The 17,146-nt window shown below is 65.7% G+C and carries 15 protein-coding genes; 9 read left to right on the forward strand and 6 right to left on the reverse strand.

Annotation, left to right across the window (positions count from 1 at the left end; genetic code table 11):
- Positions 1-345 precede the first annotated feature (345 nt).
- The 5 genes from CWS39_RS19600 to ponA2 all read right to left on the reverse strand — a co-directional run bounded on the left by CWS39_RS19600 (position 346) and on the right by ponA2 (position 5,198).
- Positions 346-672, reverse strand: coding sequence for a YnfA family protein (locus tag CWS39_RS19600; protein WP_102144596.1), 327 nt, complete (start codon positions 670-672; stop codon positions 346-348).
- Between the two features lie 326 nt (positions 673-998).
- Positions 999-1,451 (reverse strand): MerR family transcriptional regulator, encoded by a 453-nt coding sequence (locus CWS39_RS19605; protein ID WP_102144597.1) that lies wholly within the window; start codon positions 1,449-1,451, stop codon positions 999-1,001.
- Complete coding sequence (locus CWS39_RS19610) at positions 1,448-1,783, reverse strand: hypothetical protein (protein ID WP_102144598.1); 336 nt, start codon at positions 1,781-1,783, stop codon at positions 1,448-1,450. Before CWS39_RS19610 ends, CWS39_RS19605 begins: the two co-directional genes overlap by 4 nt.
- A gap of 284 nt (positions 1,784-2,067) precedes the next feature.
- Positions 2,068-2,502 (reverse strand): DUF6319 family protein, encoded by a 435-nt coding sequence (locus CWS39_RS19615; RefSeq protein ID WP_102144599.1) that lies wholly within the window; start codon positions 2,500-2,502, stop codon positions 2,068-2,070.
- 167 nt (positions 2,503-2,669) lie between these two features.
- Positions 2,670-5,198 (reverse strand): transglycosylase/D,D-transpeptidase PonA2, encoded by a 2,529-nt coding sequence (ponA2, locus tag CWS39_RS19620; RefSeq protein WP_158240384.1) that lies wholly within the window; start codon positions 5,196-5,198, stop codon positions 2,670-2,672.
- Positions 5,199-5,633: 435 nt separating this feature from the next.
- On the opposite strand from ponA2, the gene CWS39_RS19625 reads away from it, so the two are divergent.
- Positions 5,634-6,521, forward strand: a complete 888-nt coding sequence (locus CWS39_RS19625; protein WP_233213593.1) for a cyclopropane mycolic acid synthase family methyltransferase — start codon at positions 5,634-5,636, stop codon at positions 6,519-6,521.
- Here CWS39_RS19625 and CWS39_RS19630 read toward each other — a convergent pair.
- The gene (locus CWS39_RS19630; RefSeq protein ID WP_102144602.1) at positions 6,515-7,765 is read right to left on the reverse strand and encodes a KasA/KasB family beta-ketoacyl-ACP synthase; all 1,251 of its coding nucleotides are present in this window, start codon (positions 7,763-7,765) and stop codon (positions 6,515-6,517) included. The genes CWS39_RS19625 and CWS39_RS19630 overlap by 7 nt on opposite strands.
- 396 nt (positions 7,766-8,161) lie before the next feature.
- Between CWS39_RS19630 and CWS39_RS19635 the strand changes: the two genes are divergently transcribed.
- From CWS39_RS19635 to CWS39_RS19670, 8 genes are all read left to right on the forward strand, one after another.
- Complete coding sequence (locus CWS39_RS19635) at positions 8,162-10,792, forward strand: sensor histidine kinase (protein WP_102144603.1); 2,631 nt, start codon at positions 8,162-8,164, stop codon at positions 10,790-10,792.
- Positions 10,789-11,235 (forward strand): roadblock/LC7 domain-containing protein, encoded by a 447-nt coding sequence (locus CWS39_RS19640; RefSeq protein ID WP_102144604.1) that lies wholly within the window; start codon positions 10,789-10,791, stop codon positions 11,233-11,235. Before CWS39_RS19635 ends, CWS39_RS19640 begins: the two co-directional genes overlap by 4 nt.
- Positions 11,232-11,609 (forward strand): DUF742 domain-containing protein, encoded by a 378-nt coding sequence (locus tag CWS39_RS19645; protein ID WP_102144605.1) that lies wholly within the window; start codon positions 11,232-11,234, stop codon positions 11,607-11,609. The genes CWS39_RS19640 and CWS39_RS19645 overlap by 4 nt, the downstream gene beginning before the upstream one ends.
- Positions 11,590-12,174 carry a GTP-binding protein gene (locus CWS39_RS19650; protein ID WP_102144606.1) on the forward strand — a complete coding sequence of 195 codons (585 nt, stop codon included), beginning with the start codon at positions 11,590-11,592 and terminating at the stop codon, positions 12,172-12,174. Before CWS39_RS19645 ends, CWS39_RS19650 begins: the two co-directional genes overlap by 20 nt.
- A gap of 30 nt (positions 12,175-12,204) precedes the next feature.
- Positions 12,205-12,990, forward strand: a complete 786-nt coding sequence (locus CWS39_RS19655; RefSeq protein ID WP_102144607.1) for an MHYT domain-containing protein — start codon at positions 12,205-12,207, stop codon at positions 12,988-12,990.
- 171 nt (positions 12,991-13,161) lie between these two features.
- Positions 13,162-14,655, forward strand: coding sequence for a serine/threonine-protein kinase (locus CWS39_RS19660; RefSeq protein ID WP_102144608.1), 1,494 nt, complete (start codon positions 13,162-13,164; stop codon positions 14,653-14,655).
- Positions 14,656-14,865: 210 nt separating this feature from the next.
- Positions 14,866-16,548, forward strand: coding sequence for a hypothetical protein (locus CWS39_RS19665; protein ID WP_142386896.1), 1,683 nt, complete (start codon positions 14,866-14,868; stop codon positions 16,546-16,548).
- 87 nt (positions 16,549-16,635) lie between these two features.
- Positions 16,636-17,064 (forward strand): DUF1761 domain-containing protein, encoded by a 429-nt coding sequence (locus tag CWS39_RS19670; RefSeq protein WP_102144610.1) that lies wholly within the window; start codon positions 16,636-16,638, stop codon positions 17,062-17,064.
- Positions 17,065-17,146 lie beyond the last annotated feature (82 nt).

Raw genomic sequence — 17,146 nt, forward strand, 5'->3', positions numbered from 1 at the left:
CCGCGCAACGGTGCCTCATTCAGGTTGACAGGTTCCGCAGGACCCGGCCTCCGTCGGATCGCGAGATCCGTGATGTTGCAGCTCATCGCGGACCTGCGCACGTTCGCCGTGTTATAGCTGTCGGCGGGTGTTCACTTCATGCAGGTTAGCCAGTGGTTAGGTCACGCCACATACTCATTGACGCTGGACGTTTACGGCGGGTATATCCCGCAAGCGGATGGCGGCGTGCCGAACGCCTTGCCGGAGCCGCAGCCCGCCCCGGCGAAGCCAGCAGAGAAGTTGACCACCGTCATGAAGTTGTTTGGGCGGCAGTATGGCGAGTTAAGGTGAGCGTTGACCCTTACGTCATTGGGCGCGAGGGGCGTACATGATTATGGCCACGCCCACTACACAGATCACTGAACCAATGACGTCCCACCGGTCCGGCCGGAAGCCATCGAACACCATGCCCCAAGCCAGCGATCCGGCAACGAACACACCACCGTAGGCCGCCAAGATGCGGCCGAAATGCGCGTCGGGTTGCAGGGTCGCGACGAACCCGTAGATGCCCAGGGCGATGACGCCGAGACCCGCCCAGCCACGTTGCTCGCGAACTCCTTGCCACACGAGCCATGCGCCACCGATTTCTGCAACTGCCGCCAGGACGAAGAGAAGAACCGAGCGAACCACCATGGGTGGCCACCCTACGAGACGTGACTAGACGATGGGGTCGTCACTTGCTCCGGTTGTGTGCAACCGCACGCCGCACCGTCTCGCGCAGAGCAAGTATCACCACCGTTCGTTCTGCGGCGGTAGTTTCGTGCCTGCGTTAGCACGAGACCTAACACTCCGGCGATGATGAGTGCGTAGCCACTGGTTCCAGCCAATGAGCGCCAGCCAGCACGGTACCGAGACCAGTGAGGCCCACTGCGGCCAAGATTGGAGCGACCAAGCAGCAGCTCGCGCACGCGAACGCGCCGAATCCGATGGTCGCCCACCAACGCTTTCGCCCTTGCTTTTTAACAGCAGACACCTGTGCCGCCCTTCGTCTCGTTTGGTGTAGTTGTTGATAAAGGCAATGGACAACAGGGATTTTCGGCGCAGGCAAGTAGGTCATCGCACCCTGCGTCGAGTGCCAGTCGCAACATGTCGCGAACTTCTTGAAGCTCCGCCAGCTTCTGGTCTACCTCAGCCAATTTCAATGTCGCCCTTGCTTGCAGGCCTGCGTCCGACCGACTCCCGAAGCGAGTAGCGGCTAGGAGGTCGGCGACTTCTTCGAGGCTGAACCCAAGGCGTTGGGCGGCCTTGATTACGCGCATGAGCGTGACCGTCTCCTGTGGATACAAACGGTGCCCACCCAGCGACCGCTGCGGCTCACGCAGCAGGCCTCGCCGTTCGTAGTACCGCAGCGTCTCAATGTTCACCCCAGCAGCATCGGCGACCTGGCCGCTACGAAGCCTCGTCTCGTTCATCGCTTCCCTAAGACCTTTACTCGCTCCGTTATGGCGTCCAGCACATCGGTCCGTGCCTGGGGCACCTCGATGTGCATCTCTACAGTCGCTCCGGCACTATCAAATCCGAAGGAAAAAAACGAGCAACACGCGACTTCCCGTGCGGCCAGGTCGTGTGCTTTTGCTTCGGAGTCTTTAGCTAGAACAAGGTCCAGTCGCGTGGCGCTGGTCCTGGCCGACCGCAACACCGACTCGGCGAATAGCTGGTCGAATTCTGCCATGCGAAGCGGTTGCTCAACGGATGGTAAGGAGCATGTCTCGGGCACCCAGCCCGGCGCTTCATTGGTTGTCATGAATCGAAGGTAAACCCGTACCTAGGTACGGAATGCAAGTGCTGTCTGGTTTAGGACTGCGCGTTGTTGACCGAGGACCTCCCGGCCCCACCGTTGGCTAACACGCTCGTACCGGCGAGATACCGGCGACTGAGGGCAATTTGTAGCCGTACCGAAGGCGCACCGCGAGGTGATTTGCTGCGTACAGCTAAGTTGTTTACGCACGTCGGCGAGCTGTCGAAAAGGGCTCATAATCCGTTGGTCGCGGGTTTTAGTCCCGCCCGCCCCACTTCAGACGCCCTTACTCAGTCCAGGTCGGCGAGGGCCTTGCGGGCGGCCTCTAGTTCGGTTTCGAGGGCGGCAACCCTGGCGGCCTGCTGGGAGCGCGCCTCTTCGATCAACTCGTCGATCGGGGTGGAGAGATCCTCGTGCAGTTGCTTGGCCGCGCGGGAGACGGCCGCTGCCGCCACTGCGAGATCACGCGCCACGTAGGTGGAACCCCGCTTGAGCTCGGCGCGCCATTCCCCGTCTGCGGTGCCCGTGACGGTGAGGGTCAGCTCGAGAGTCTTCGTCTTCTTGCCGGCCGCCTTCTTGGCCGCAGGCTTCTTCGGCTTTTCGACGGCAGCTGGCTCGGGCGCCGATGAACTTGTCGGCGAGGTGTTTTCGACAGATGAATGCAATGCGGCGGGCGTGTCGGAGTCGGTATGCGGCGCTTCTGCTACCAGAGTGTCTACAGTCATCGTTGCGGCGAACCCCTTCTGAATATCGCCCCGCAGTCGGCGGGCTGGACTCCATGCTATTAGAACATTTGTTCGACCGCGAATCAACTCGCCGCTGAGGTCGCTCAAGACCATGGACCGGCGGCCAAGGGGTCAATCATCCTGTGGCACAAGGGAAGATAGCCAGCCTAGAACGGCGGCGGAGCAGGCGGCGCGACCGGGGGAGGCGGTGCCGGCGCCGGGGGAGGTGGCGGGGGTGCCGGGGGAGGCGGTGCCGGCGGGGGCAGGGTTATCGGCGGCAGCCCGGGGATCTCGACGACGTTGCCCGGGAGTGGCGGCGGTGCCTCCGGCGGCGGTGGCGGCGCGGGCGGTGGTGGCGCGTTGTAGTCGTAGTCGTAGCGCGGCTGGTAGACCGGGGCCGGGACATAGCCGGTGCTGGTATTGATCGTGATGATCGAACCGGGGATGGTCTTGCCTGTCGGGGTCGTCCCCACCACTGAACCCTTCGGCGCGCTGTTGTTGACTGGCGTGGGGTGTTCGGAGACTCGGAAACCGGCTTCTTCCAAACGTTTACGCGCCGCATCGAACTTAAGGCCGGTGATGCTGGGCACTTCGCTGCCGGCGCCGCCATCGACATAGCGCGGGTCGGTTGGGGGCATGGCAATTGGGCCGAAGTGGTCGGCGATCGGATCCATCGCCCGATACCAAGTGACGGCGGGTTCGGAACCGCCATATAAGTTGCCGTCACCGCACTTTCGCAGCGGGTACGAGCACAGACCCGACGGGTTCGGGGAGTCGTCGAAGATGTAGTTCGCCGCGGCGAACTGGTTGGTGAAGCCCAGGAACGCCGATGATCGGTGCGATTCGGTGGTACCGGTCTTGCCGGCCATCGGCAGGTTCCAGTCCACCGAACCCGCTGCGGCGGTGGCGGTTCCGCCCGTGTGGTCCTTGCCCAATGCGTTGGTCAGCGTGTTGGCAAGGCCTTCGGGTACCGCTTGCTCGCAGGGGACCGTTTCCACGCCCACCTCACGGCCGTGGCGGTCAATCACCTGTTCGATGGGGGTCGGCGGGCACCACACACCGCCCGAGGCCAGCGTCGCTCCGACATTGGACAGTTCGAGCGCATTGATCTCGAGCGGACCGAGCGTGAAGGATCCGATATTCTGCCGCTTGACGTAATCGGCGATGCTTTCGTCGGAGTTCGGAACATACGCGCGGGCGCTGCCCGGCTCGGCATACGAGCGAAGCCCCAATCTGACCGCCATATCCACCGCGGGCGGCACCCCGATCTGGGCGATGAGTCTGGCGAACGCGGTGTTGGGCGACTGGGCCAGCGCATCGGTGACATTCAACGGGCTGCGGTATCCGCGGGCGTTTCTCACGCACCAGGTTTCCGCAGGACATCCAGGGCTATCGCTGTTGCCCAGGCGCTTGCCCTGAAAGGTGTGGGGGACGTCGAGTTGAGTATTGATCCCCATCCCCATCTCGAGTGCCGCGGCCGTGGTGAAGATCTTGAAGATCGACCCGGCGCCGTCGCCGACCAAGGAAAAGGGTTGCGGTTGCACGGTCTGACCGGCGTCGAGGTCCAGTCCATAGGTGCGGCTGTCGGCCATCGCGACCACCCGGTGCGCGTCTTTGCCCGGCCGGATCACGCTCATCACACTCGCGACACCGTCGGCTGCGGGGTCTGCCACCTGGTCGATCGCTGATTTCACGCTGTGCTGCACCTTGGGATCGAGGGTCGTGCGGATCAGGTAGCCGTTTCGTGCGACCTCTTCCATGCTGATGCCCGAGCGCTCCAGGTATTGCAGTGCATATTCGCAGAAGAACGCGCGGTTGCCGGCGGCGATGCAGCCGTTCGGCAGCGGATCGGCTTTCGGCAGTACCCCCAACGGCTCGGACTTGGCCGCGCGCAATTCGTCGGCCTTATCGGGCATGTACTGAATCATGATGTCCAGCACGGTGTTTCGTCGCGCGAGGGCGCCCTCTGGGTTCGTGTAGGGGTTCAGCGCACTGGTGGATCGCACCACGCCGGCCAGCAGCGCAGCCTGCTGCCAGTTGAGTTCAGCGGCGTTGACGCCGAAGTAGGTGCGCGCGGCATCCTGCACGCCGAAGGCTCCGTTGCCGAACGACACCAGGTTCAGATAACGGGCCAGTATCTCCTCCTTGTCGAGGGCTTTGTCCAGCGCCAGCGCCATCCGTATCTCGCGCAGCTTGCGCGCTGGGCTGACCTCTACTGCGGCCCGACGTTCTGCGTCGGTTTGCGCCTTGACCAGGAGGTTGTAGTTCTTGACGTACTGCTGCTCGATGGTCGATCCGCCGCGGGTTTCCTCGGCGCCGCGCAGATAACCCATGATCGCGTTGAGCGTGGCTTGCACATCCACACCGTTGTGCTCGGCGAAGCGTTTGTCCTCGATTGCCACGATCGCCAGCTTCATGGTGTCGGCGATCCGGTGGCTGGGCACCACCCATCGGCGCTGCTCGTACAGCCATGCGATCGGTGTTCCCGCAGCGTCGACCATGGTGGAGACGATCGGTGCCTCATCCTTGAGCATTTGATCGAAGTCCTGGGACACCGTCGCGGAGACGCGGCTGGTCATCATCCCGGCACTGCCGACGAGCGGGAAAAGCAACGCCGCCACAAGGAGCCCCGCCAGCACACAATGCATGGCCAGTCTGGCTAACGTGGCCCTCAACCGCGGCGGCGGCTCGGACATGTACTCCAGCCTAGAGCGTTCCCGATCTACGCTTGGGTTAATCCAAATAAATTGTTAGGCGCGTTGGTATCTCGCGGTGGCGCCACGGCGGCGCCGTCGTCACGGACCCGATCCGAGCCGACTGACACCAACCGAATCACTGGGCTTGGCAAGCATTTCCAAGGGTGTCATGCGAAACTATTCTGCGGCACCGCGATTGGCCTTCCCGGCGGCGGATGGGCTGCTGCGGCAATCGGGCGGGCGTCGCCGTGCCGTGTCCGCATATCCTCACCGTGCGCGAATGCCTGGACTTACGGACATAGCCCGTCCGACGCCGCCCGCCTCACTTCAACCTGAATCCTTGCTCGACAGTTGACCCCGACCTGCGCAACGATCTGGTGAGGTATATGAATTAGTCGACCCAGGTACGCAGTCAACCCGCCGGGGAGGGGATGCATGGCTGACAAAAGGTCACCCGCGACCGCGATGCGGCCGCTCTACGAGGACGTTCAGGCTCATTACGACCTTTCGAACGATTTTTTCGCGTTGTTCCAGGACCCGTCGCGGACCTACAGTTGTGCGTTCTTCGAGCGCGACGACATGACGCTCCAAGAGGCCCAGCTGGCAAAAATCGACCTCGCACTCGGGAAGCTGGATCTTCAGCCCGGTATGACGCTGCTCGACATCGGCTGCGGCTGGGGTTCGCTGATGAAACGCGCGGTGGAGCGCTATGACGTCAACGTCGTCGGATTGACGCTGAGCAAGAACCAGTGCGCGTTGGGTCAGCAGATCCTCGATGAGATCGACACCGACCGCAGCCGCCGGATGCTCCTGCACGGCTGGGAGGAATTCGACGAGCCCGTCGACCGTGTCGTCAGCATCGAGGCGTTCGAGGCCTTCCCGAAGGATCGCTACAAGGCCTTCTTCGACACCTGCTACCGCGTGCTTCCCGACGACGGCCGGATGGTGCTGCAGACGATCATGACCCATCCGTTCCGCACCTGGTCCGACATCGGCCTCAAGGTCACGATGAGCGACCTCAAGTTCGCCCTGTTCATCGGCAAGGAGATCTTCCCGGGCGGGGCGCTGCCGGGCCGCGACGACATCCACGAGTTCTCCGGTGCTGCCGGGTTCACGGTGGAGGAAACGCAGATGCTGAACGCGCATTACGTCCGGACCCTGGACACGTGGGCGGCGGCCTTGGAGGCCCATCGCGACGAGGCGATCGCCGCCACGTCCGAGGAGGTTTACAACCGCTATATGAAGTACCTGACCGGATGCTCGGACTTCTTCCAGCGCGGCATCTCCGAGGTAGGCCAGTTCACCCTCACGAAGAGTCAGTAGGCGCCGAACACCAGCACCACGTTGTACCCGCCGAAGCCGAACGAATTCGAGACGGCGTAGCGGTACTGACCGCGGCGTCGGTCGCCGGCCACCACGTCCAGATCGATCTGCGGGTCCAGGTTTTCCAGGTTGAGCGTGGGTGGCACGACGCCGTCCCGCAACGCGTGGACGGTCAGCACCGCCTCCATCGCTCCGGTGGATCCCAACGATGTGCCCAGTGCCGCCTTGGGTGCGTACACCGCCGGGGAGTGGCTGCCGAACGCGTTGCGGATCGCACGGGCTTCGGCCACGTCGCCGACGGTGGTGCCGGTGGCGTGGGCGTTGATGTGATCGATGTCCTTCGGCGTCAGACCGGCCACCTCGATGGCACGGGTGATCGCATCGCCTGCGCGTTCTCCGGTGGGGTCAGGCTCGACGGGGTGGTAGGCATCCGATGTCATCGCCGCACCCATCACGCGACCCAGCACCCGGGCCCCCCGCGCCTTCGCGTGTTCCTCGGTCTCGATGAGCATCAGCGCGCCACCCTCGCCGAACACCATGCCGTCGCGATCCTTGTCGAACGGGCGGCAGGCGCCCGCTGGATCGTCGTTGTTGGTCGACAACAGGCCCAGCCGCCAGAACGCGGCGATTGGGGTGGCTTCGATGCCCGTCTCCACGCCACCGCAGATCGCGATGTCGGCTTCGCCGAGAACGATGCTCCGCCACGCCTGCGCGATGGCCGCGGCGCCCGACGCGTCGGCCATCACCGGCGAGATCATGCCCGCTTTCGCCTGACGGTCCAGGCCGATGGCCGCGGCCGGCGCGTTGGGCATGTGCATCTGCACCGTCAGCGGCGTCATCGCGCGCAGCCCGCGCTTCTTCCACTCCCCGTACTGCCTCGGGATGTCTTCTGTGGTGCCCAGCGCCAACCCGCAGGACACCAGCAGTCGCCCGGTGTCGACCTCCGGCGAACCGGCGCTTTCCCAGAGTCGCCGGCTCAGCACCGTCGACATCTGCTGCATGTAGGAGAGTCGGCGCTGTTCGATGCGGCTCAGCGTCTCGGAAAGGTCTTCGCGCAACTGGCCGCCGATGCGCACCGGTAGATCGAATTCCTCGACGAAGGGGCTATCCAGTTCGCGGATGCCGCTTCGGCCGTCCAACAGGTACTTCCACGTGTCTTCTGCGTCCGATGCGAGTGAAGTCGTCGCAGCAACCGCGGTGACAACGACATCAGGCAATCCATTGCCGGTGGCGAGGCCTGCCATAACCTATGCGTCCCCTCGTAACTCGGTGAAAGAGCTCGTTCGCACCTAAGCCACTAATCGAGTATCCCCCGGTCATGGGCACTTCACACATACAATTTGTGTCGATCGTCGGTTCGGGTCCCAGACAGCTAATTGCGCTCGGGTAGCGGCAGCGGGCTCCGGCGGCTATCGGCCATCGGTGGACCCCGTGCCGGTCCGGAGCACTGCGCCGACGGTGCGGTCGTCCGGAAGGCATGGGGGCGCGCGGAGCATTTGGCGTGGGATCCGGCGCGACGACGGACTGGCCGATCAAGGCCCGCGCCGTTACCTTTTCGAGACAAAAATTACGCTCTACCTGCGGGTTTTACGGCATGCTCCGATCTGTGACATTCACCTAATCGATGCAGAATCGTGATAATGCTCTACCATCGCGTGCGTCGGGTTTTCTTCCAGAACGTCAATAGGCCCGGCGAAGGGTGGTACGGCATGGATGCCAATGGTCCGAAAATCCTCGAACCTGCGCATCCGTCCGTGTCACGGGCCTCGGTCGAGGCCTGGCCGTTGCGCTGGAAAGTCGCGGCAATCATGGTGCTGCCCATCCTGCTCGCCGCCACGTTCGGCGCCGTGCGCATCCAGAACGAACTCTCGGCGGCATCGAAGCTGAGCGTCGCGACGGACAACGCCCGGATAGTGGTGCCGGCGGTCGAGTTCGTCAATCGGCTTGACGGCCTCGCGCACGCCGCCGCCTCGGGTGCGCCGATCTCCGAAACCCTCGCACAGTTCGACTCGAGCGCTAACGCGCTGGACTCGCAGATCGCGTCTGCCGAATTCGACGCGACAGTCGCCACGGAACTGGCGGCCGCGTCCTCGACGGCCAAGACGTTGCGCGACGAGATCGCATCCGGGCCAGCGCCCCAGCTGCAGATCGCCGAGCAAGCGGAGGATGCGGTTAGCGGCGTCGTCTCGGCGATCGCGACCGCAACGGCGACCGTCGGCGACAGCGCGGTACGCCCGATCGCGGACCAGCTCCTCAATGTTCTTGCGGCGCAGCGGGCGTTGGCCACGCAGCGCGTGCTGGCGGCGGCGCCTGATTTCACCGACTCCGTCGTGTTGCGCGCGAAGGCCGCTGAGGCGGCGGGCGCAGAAGCGGAGGCGATCGATCGGCTCGCTCAGCTGACGTCGACCGATGAAATCTCGGCGCTGCGCGAGGCATCGCACCTACGGCGCGACGCCTACACCCGCCCGCTGGGCGAACCCATGTACACGCCGCAGTTCACCAGCGCGATGCAGTCCAGCGTCGATGAGTATTACGGTTTGGCGCAACAACTTTCGGGTGATCTCGAGCGCACGGTGCATGCCCGGGCGAACGAGTCACGGTCGGCTGCCCTGCGAGACACCGCGATCATCCTCGGCGCCGTGCTGACCGCTCTGGTGGTCGCACTCGGGGTCGGCCGGGCCGTCATCCGGTCTATCGGCCGCCTGCGCCGCAGCGCGCTGCAGGTCGCGCAGGTCCGGCTGCCCGAAGAGATCGATCGACTCAGCAAGGGCGGCGGCGTACCGGAGATCACGCCGATGCCGGTCCGCACCAATGAAGAGATCGGTCAGCTGGCACGCGCCATCGACGACATCCACTTCCAGGCGGTCCACCTGGCCAGTGAGCACGGCGTTCGCCTGCAGATCGGCGATATGTTCGAAACCCTTTCCCGCCGAAGCCGATCCCTCGTCGAAGAGCAATTGGCGCTGATCGAGACACTCGAACTCGACGAAGACGATCCGGTCCGGCTCGATCATCTGTTCCGCCTCGACCACCTGGCGACGCGCATGCGCCGCAACGGCGACAACCTGCTCGTGCTCGCCGACACCGTGGAACGCCACCGCCGGTCGGCGCCGGTGCCGCTGTCGGAAGTGCTACGCGCCGCGATGTCCGAGGTCGAGGACTACCGTCGGGTCAAGATCGGCCCCACCGCCGACGTGTCGATCGTCGGCGCGGCAGCGGGCGACGTCGGCCATCTGATCGCCGAGTTGCTCGACAATGCGCTGCGGTACTCGCCGCCGGACACGTCGGTGTCGGTGACCGTCTCGCGCGCGGTGGATGCCGGCGTGCTCGTCGAGGTCGCCGATCGAGGGCTCGGCATGCCGGCCGAGGATCTGGCCGCGGCCAACGAACGGCTCGCGCTGGGCGGCGAAGTAACCCCCGAAACCGCCAAGCGGATGGGCCTTTTCGTCGTCGGCCGGCTTGCCCGGCGCCACGAGGCAACGGTCCGCCTGCGGACCACCGACGCGTTGAATCCCCAGCCCGGTGTGACAGTGAGTGTGCACTTGCCGGGCGCACTGATCGCCCCGGCCGAAATCGGCGACACCGTCGACGCGCTGCCTCGGTCCACCGAGCACCGGCGTCTGCCGCAACGCGAGCTCGCGGGCACCAGCGGCGTCGTCGACACGCCTGCCGACGAGGCGGCCACGCCCGCGCCCACCACGGATGTCCTGGTGCGCAACGGCGCAACGCTGCCGAAGCGCTCGCCCGGTGCCAGCGGTGTCAACGGCGTCGCCGGCGTGCGAGATGGGCAGGCAGCCGCGGACCCGGTACCGGAACGCACCGCGAACACCTTCGCCTTCTTCACCACTCGGTCAACGACCGAAGCGTCGCCAACGCCCGCGACGCCTACCGCACCTGCTTCGCCGAAGGCGACTCCAGAGGATTCCGGCAGCGCGCCGATCTTCGACCGGATGGTGTCCGAATGGCTGATGGACCCGATCATGCTCGAGGCGCATAACAGACCTTGGGCCACCGCCGCCGACGACGGCTGGGCCGCCGCGGAGAAAGCCGTGGAGCAGAAACCGCAGCGCTACACCGAATCCGGGCTCCCGATCCGCGAACGCGGCGCGCGGCTGGTGCCCGGGCACGCGGGAACGGGATCCGACGCCGACGCCGACTCGGGGCGTGATCCCGAAGCGATCGGAGGGGTGCTGAGCCGGGCGGTGGCCGGGATTCGCAACGGACGGGCCGAACGCGGTGCAGCCCACCGCCGAATCGAAGGAGACGAATGAACAACGGCATCCCATCGCAGGGTCGGCCCGCAAACCCTGCGCCGGAGACCAGCCGACAACTTGACTGGTTCGTGTCGAACTTCGTCCGTGACGTGCCGGGCGTGTCACACGCGATTCTCGTTTCGGCCGACGGTCTGCTGATGGCCTCGAACTCGCAGCTGCCGGCCGATCGCGCAGACCAACTGGCAGCCGTCACATCAGGTTTGGCGAGTCTGTCCAGCGGTGCCGCCCGGTTGTTCGAGGCCGGAGACGTCCGGCAGTCCATCGTCGAGATGGACGAGGGCTACCTACTGTTGATGGGTGTCGGGAACGGGTCGTATCTCGCTGCGCTGGCGTCGATCTCGTGTGATGTCGGGCAGGTCGGGTACGAGATGGCGGTCCTCGTGGACCGAGTCGGCAAGGTCGTACAGGCGACTCCGCGTGTGACGCATGGAGTTCGATGACGATCGGCATGGACAGGCCTGAGACGAAACGATCTCCCAGCCGGGCTCGGCCGTACACACTCACGGGCGGGCGAACCCGGCCCCGGATTGAGCTGCCGATCGAGGTAACTGTTCAGACCCTGAACTCCAATGGCGAGATCGATTGGGAACCAGGCGATGTCCGCATGGTGATCATCCAGTTGTGCCATGACCGGCCCTCGATCGCCGAGATCTCCTCCTACGCCGATCTGCCGATCGGGGTGACCCGGGTGCTGGTGGGGGATCTGGTGGAGAGTGGCCATCTACGGGTTCACGCCACGCTGGCCGACCATTCAAGCGATTCCGAACGGCGCCGCCTGATCGAAAGGACCCTGGATGGGTTACGCGCACTCTGACTTTCGCGGCACCGCATCGTCGACGAAGATCGTGATCGCCGGCGGTTTCGGCGTCGGGAAGACCACGTTCGTCGGGGCGGTGTCGGAGATCGTGCCGTTGCGCACCGAGGCTCTGGTCACCACGGTCTCGCACGGCCACGATGATCTCGAGGCCACCCCGGGCAAGGACAGCACTACGGTCGCAATGGATTTCGGCCGGATCACCATCGCCGACGACCTCGTGCTATACCTGTTCGGCACGCCCGGGCAGCGCCGGTTCTGGTTCATGTGGGACGACCTCGTGCGCGGCGCGATCGGTGCCGTGGTGCTGGTCGACACCCGCCGCCTCGAGGACAGCTTTGCCGCCGTCGACTTCTTCGAGGCACGAAACCTGCCGTTCCTCATCGCCGTCAACCAATTCGATGAAGCCCCGACCTATGCCGCAGAGGATTTGCGCGAGGCGCTCTGCGTCCCGCCAACTATTACCATCATCAACGTCGATGCGCGCCAACGCCAGTCGGCAAAGAACGCGTTGATTGCCGTCACCTCTTTCGCACTCGATCGTCTGTCGACGACGGTGCCCTGATCCACCGCCCCCAAACCTCGAGGAACCGAAATGAACAGTCACGTACACCACTTCGATATGGGCCTTTGGCTGCTGTTTTTGGCCTACATCGTCTCGGTGACCGGCTCGGTCGTCGGCCTGTCGTGTACCCGTCACGGCGCCGCCGCAGCCGTCCAACGCGACCGGCTTCGCTGGCTCGCCATGGCGTCGATTGCGATCGGCGGGGTGGCGATCTGGCTGATGCACTTCATCGCGATGCTCGGCTTTGCGATCCCCACGAGCGTGGTCCGGTATCACCTGGGCTGGACGGTCGCGTCGGCCGTCCTGGCGATCTCGGCGGTGTTCGTCGGGTTGATCACCATCGGCCGTACCGTCAACGTGCCCCGGCTGATCGCCGGTGGCGTGATCACGGGCTGTGCTGTCGCCCTGATGCATTACACCGGCATGTGGGCAGTACAGATCCAGGGCACCATCGCCTACGACAAAGGCCTTGTCGCCCTGTCGATTCTGATTGCCGTGGTCGCGGCCACGGCCGCGCTGTGGTTCACGCTGGTTCTCGAGTCGCGGTCGCTGCGCTTCATCGCTGGGCTCGTGATGGGCGTCGCCGTGGTCGGGATGCACTACACCGGCATGGCCGCGGTGCGGGTGACCGTCGACCACAGCGCGCCGGTTCCCGCCGGACCCGAGGTCTTCTCGTTCCTGTTCCCGGTCTTCGTGATCGGCCTGCTGGCACTCGCCATCCCGATCACCGCGGTGATGCTGGCACCCGATCGCGCGGCCACCGACGGTGAACCCGAATCACCCGCCGTCGCGGCGCCGGCTGGGCGCGCGGGGTAAACGCCTCCTCAGGCGGAAAGCCGCCTGCTGATTTTGCCGTCGCTGGCGCAACGCGGCTGAGACCTGGGTCGACGTCGGCGCACAACGCCAAACGTCCCTATCCTCGTTCACCGGGACGTTCAACGAGCCTTGTGCCCCAACATTCACGCCGGACCACAGAAAGGACTGCGAATGCCATCCCCAGCCGGCGGCTCGCGTCTCGGCACCCGGTTCGGGCCGTATGAGCTGCGGTCGTTGATCGGTGTCGGGGGCATGGGGGAGGTGTATCGCGCGTACGACACGGTCCGCGATCGGATGGTCGCGGTCAAACTGCTGCGGACGGAGATGGCCGCCGATCCGGCCTTTCAGGAGCGGTTCCGGCGCGAGTCCCGCATCGCGGCGCGACTGCAGGAGCCGCACGTCATCCCGGTGCACGATTTCGGCGACATCGACGGGATCCTCTATATCGACATGCGCCTGGTCGAGGGCGCCAGCCTGAAGGACATCCTGCGTTCCGATGGCCCCCTCGAACCTCGGCGGGCGGCGGCAATCATCACGCAGGTGGCGTCCGCGCTCGACGCCGCGCACGCCGACGGGTTGGTGCACCGCGACATCAAGCCGGAGAACGTGCTGCTCACTCCCGACGACTTCGCCTACCTCGTCGACTTCGGGATCGCCCAGGCCCTGGGCGACGCCAGCGTGACGATGACGGGCGTGCTGATCGGATCGAGCGCCTACATGGCCGCCGAACGGTTCAGCGGCGGGCCCGTCGGACCGCCGGCCGACATCTACGCGCTGGCGTGCCTGCTCTACGAATCGCTCACCGGACGGCCACCGTTCGAGACCGGTGATCTGCGGCAGCTGATGAGCGCGCACATGTTCTCGCCGCCCCCTCGGCCGAGCATCATGCGCCGGGGCATACCCCGCGCGTTCGACGAGGTCATCGCGAAGGGCATGGCCAAGGAGCCCGCCGCGCGGTACTCGTCGGCAGGCGAACTGGCCAAGGCGGCCACCGCGGCGGCGGCGTCGGCCTACGCACCGACGCCCGTGGCCGCCGGCCCAGCCCCGCCGTCGAGCACGCGACAGTTCAGCGCGGTCTACCCGAATCCGGCCGGAACCGGCTACACGCCCTATCCGCCGCCGCCCGTCACACCACCGCCGCGACGACCGCGGAAGTCTCGTTTCGGTCCTACCCAGGTGGCGCTGGCAGTGGTGACGGTGATACTGCTCGGCATCGCCGCCGTGCTGGCCGGGATGTTGATCCGCGGCGGCGATGACAGCGCCGCGCCGCCGCAGCCGTCGACGGTCGTGCCGCCGACGAGTACGACGACCGAATCGCCGACCACCACGACACCCTCCGAGGCCGCGGGAGGAATCGACGCGCAGGGGTTCGTCGGCCACTCGGCACGCTGCGACCCGGGAAGCACGCCCGCCGCGATGATCCGCACCGCCCTGTCGCTGGCGGTGATCTGCCAGACGGGCCCGAACGATTACTACTACCGGGGCGAACGGCTCAGCGACGGCGCCAGCCTCGAACTTGCCGACGCGATGCGCGCAGGCGAGGGCTTCGTTGCCGTGAACCCGGCAGACGGTGCCCGGTATGAGGTGCGTCCCGACAGCCTCACCATCACCAGCAACGGGCGTGTCGACTCCGCCGAGCCGGCGCTGGAATACCACGCGCGGTAGACCCGTGTAACGCCTCGGGGCGACGGACGATGAACTGTGTGAGACCGCGGTAGCTGCTGGTCCCGGGCCAGTGTTGGGGGAGACGACTGCGAATGGCAGTAGTGGCGGGCCCGCCACTCTCCTCGACGTCATGGGAGCCGACGCGCAATGCGTGCACAGTTCGAGACTCGCTGTAAGAGAAATGCTTTCGCCGTCCTGGTGTCGGGAGTAGTGATCTCGCTCACAGCGCTCACCGGCGGTATCGCGCCGGCGTTCGCCGATCCGGACTCCGATATCGATCCGGGCGGGCCGACGACGTTCATGCCCGTGCCCGAGCGGCAGCCGGAGCCGGAGGTGATCGCTCCCGAGATTCCGGATGAGGCGCCCGTCTTCGAAGCCCCACCGCGGGAAGCGCCGCGGCAAAAGCCGATCCCGGAGCCTGCGCCGCCGGTGGTCGAGTCGCCGCCGGTTGTAGAGGCACCCGAGGTGCCCGAGGTGCCTGAGGTGCCCGAGGTTGAGGCACCCGCGCCCGCGCCTGAGGTGGAGGCGCCCGAGGTCGAGGCCCCGGCCGCCAAGTCCCCGGCGCCGAAGCCGCCCGAACCGAAGGCCCCCGAGGTCGAGGCGCCCGCGCCCGAGGTCGACGTGCCTGCGGTCGCACCTGAGGTCGAGGCACCCGAACCCGAAACGCAGAAACCCTCGAAGCAGTCGGCGGTCAACCCACCGGCGGAAATCGCCGAACCCCCGACGCGCCGGGCTGCGACCCCGTCCGAGCCAGAGACGTCCGCGCCGCCACTCCCGCCGAAGAACCAGGCCGGCGATGAGTCCGCGAACAAGGAAGACAAGGAAGCTGCCCGGCCGACGCCGGACGCTTCGGTTCCGCCCGCGGAGAAGAGCGACGCGCCAGCGACGTCCGAACCCGAGTCGACGATCTCGCAGGCCGCGAAGTCGTTAGAAATCCTCGAGCCTGAGGTAGTGCAAGCGCCCGAACAGGATGTGCACGTCGCCAAGGCTTCGAAGCCCCTCGAAGTCAAACCCGCTCCGGCGTCGAAGCAGGACGTGGATTCGCTGGCGAGCGCGATCAACCTGAACCTGGGCGTGGGTGGCCGGGATCTGATTGACGCCGGCGCAAGCCTCGAGATCCGCCGCGAGCGTGAACGGGATCGCGACCATGATCGGGATCGCGACCATGATCGCGACTGGGACCGTTGGGACCGCAAAGTGCGGCAGTGGGATCGGGATTGGATCTCTTATGACCGCTACTACCGGCCGGTCTTCTGTAACCCGTACCGCCACCCGGTTCGGATCGTCTACATCTACCAGGCCGCGCCGCGCATCGTGATCATCCCGCCGCTGGCCCGAACCGTCGTAGAGGTCGCCGAATTCGCGGCCTACAGCTTCACGGCCGTGGTCCTCGGCGCGGCCAACACCGCGCTCAACGTCGCGGTGGGCAGCTTCTTCGGTGGCGGTTACTTCCCGGGCGTCGGGCTGCCGTTGCCGCCGCCCCCGCCGCGGGTGGTGCGTTACGACAACGTCCCCGTGTTCGTGAACTACTCGAATGCACGCTATGAACCGTTCCGGGTTCGGCGGGTCGTCGACGTGGGTTACGACGCTCGCTACGGTGAGCACAAGGTGCTGCTCGACGGGACGACTCCGGCGTGGGGGGCGTGGACGCAAACGCCCACGGGGGAACGGCAATTCGAGGTGCACAAGACCCAGCAGTTCCCCGGCCTGGATGAACCGCGAGAGGCACCGCTGCCGGGCGATTACCCGCTGCGACTGGCGTCGGACGAGTCGACGTCGGGCTTCGACCGCAAGGACGTGTTCCTGTTCGCCGCGGCGGGATTGGTTGCCGGACTGGGCTTCGGCGCGCTCGGCTTGGCCTTCTACCTCGGGCGTCGGCGTCCCGAACACTGAGGTCGCCGACGCACCGCGAGAATCCGCCGGGACAACGGCTCTTTCTGCTGTAATCGAGCTACGCGATAGCCCGGCGGGAGGTGCCGCATGGTCCCGGATATCAACTACCTCGCGGTGTTGTTGGCGTTGATCGCCAGCATGGTGGTCGGCTTCGTCTACTACCACCCGGCAGTGCTCGGACGCCGCTGGATGGAACTTGTCGGGCACACCGATGAAACTGTCGAGGGCGGTTCGCCTTTCGTCTATCCCGTGGTCGCCGTGTGCAGCTTTCTCACGGCTTGGGCGCTGGCGGGCGCCACCTTCCTGGCGCACAACTTCTACGGCGGCAGCTTTCTGGTGTCGGCGTTGGTCACCGGCTGGATACTGTGGCTCAGTTTCACGGTTGCGCGCATGTTGGTGCACGACGTCTTCGACACCCGCTCGCTGAAGATCACCGGGCTCAGCGCGCTCAACGAGTTCATCACGATCACCGTGATGGCGCTGATCATCGGGCTCTGGCCACCGGCGGGCCTGTAAGCGCAAGCGGCCCGGGTCGCGCGCAGATCACGAAAACGTACCGGTTCGACGCACCACGAATCGCAACACTCACTCAAGTCAC

Source organism: Mycobacterium hubeiense, from assembly GCF_002838065.1.
GTDB lineage: Bacteria > Actinomycetota > Actinomycetes > Mycobacteriales > Mycobacteriaceae > Mycobacterium > Mycobacterium hubeiense.

Bases quoted from the DNA above. Each gene is read 5' to 3' on its own strand.
- CWS39_RS19640 (WP_102144604.1), top strand. From the start codon at position 10,789: ATGAACAACGGCATCCCATCGCAGGGTCGGCCCGCAAACCCTGCGCCG.
- CWS39_RS19615 (WP_102144599.1), bottom strand. From the start codon at position 2,502: ATGACTGTAGACACTCTGGTAGCAGAAGCGCCGCATACCGACTCCGAC.
- CWS39_RS19670 (WP_102144610.1), top strand. From the start codon at position 16,636: ATGGTCCCGGATATCAACTACCTCGCGGTGTTGTTGGCGTTGATCGCC.
- CWS39_RS19630 (WP_102144602.1), bottom strand. From the start codon at position 7,765: ATGGCAGGCCTCGCCACCGGCAATGGATTGCCTGATGTCGTTGTCACC.
- CWS39_RS19610 (WP_102144598.1), bottom strand. From the start codon at position 1,783: ATGACAACCAATGAAGCGCCGGGCTGGGTGCCCGAGACATGCTCCTTA.
- CWS39_RS19660 (WP_102144608.1), top strand. From the start codon at position 13,162: ATGCCATCCCCAGCCGGCGGCTCGCGTCTCGGCACCCGGTTCGGGCCG.
- CWS39_RS19605 (WP_102144597.1), bottom strand. From the start codon at position 1,451: ATGAACGAGACGAGGCTTCGTAGCGGCCAGGTCGCCGATGCTGCTGGG.
- CWS39_RS19635 (WP_102144603.1), top strand. From the start codon at position 8,162: ATGCTCTACCATCGCGTGCGTCGGGTTTTCTTCCAGAACGTCAATAGG.
- ponA2 (WP_158240384.1), bottom strand. From the start codon at position 5,198: ATGTCCGAGCCGCCGCCGCGGTTGAGGGCCACGTTAGCCAGACTGGCC.
- CWS39_RS19645 (WP_102144605.1), top strand. From the start codon at position 11,232: ATGACGATCGGCATGGACAGGCCTGAGACGAAACGATCTCCCAGCCGG.
- CWS39_RS19625 (WP_233213593.1), top strand. From the start codon at position 5,634: ATGGCTGACAAAAGGTCACCCGCGACCGCGATGCGGCCGCTCTACGAG.
- CWS39_RS19655 (WP_102144607.1), top strand. From the start codon at position 12,205: ATGAACAGTCACGTACACCACTTCGATATGGGCCTTTGGCTGCTGTTT.
- CWS39_RS19600 (WP_102144596.1), bottom strand. From the start codon at position 672: ATGGTGGTTCGCTCGGTTCTTCTCTTCGTCCTGGCGGCAGTTGCAGAA.
- CWS39_RS19650 (WP_102144606.1), top strand. From the start codon at position 11,590: ATGGGTTACGCGCACTCTGACTTTCGCGGCACCGCATCGTCGACGAAG.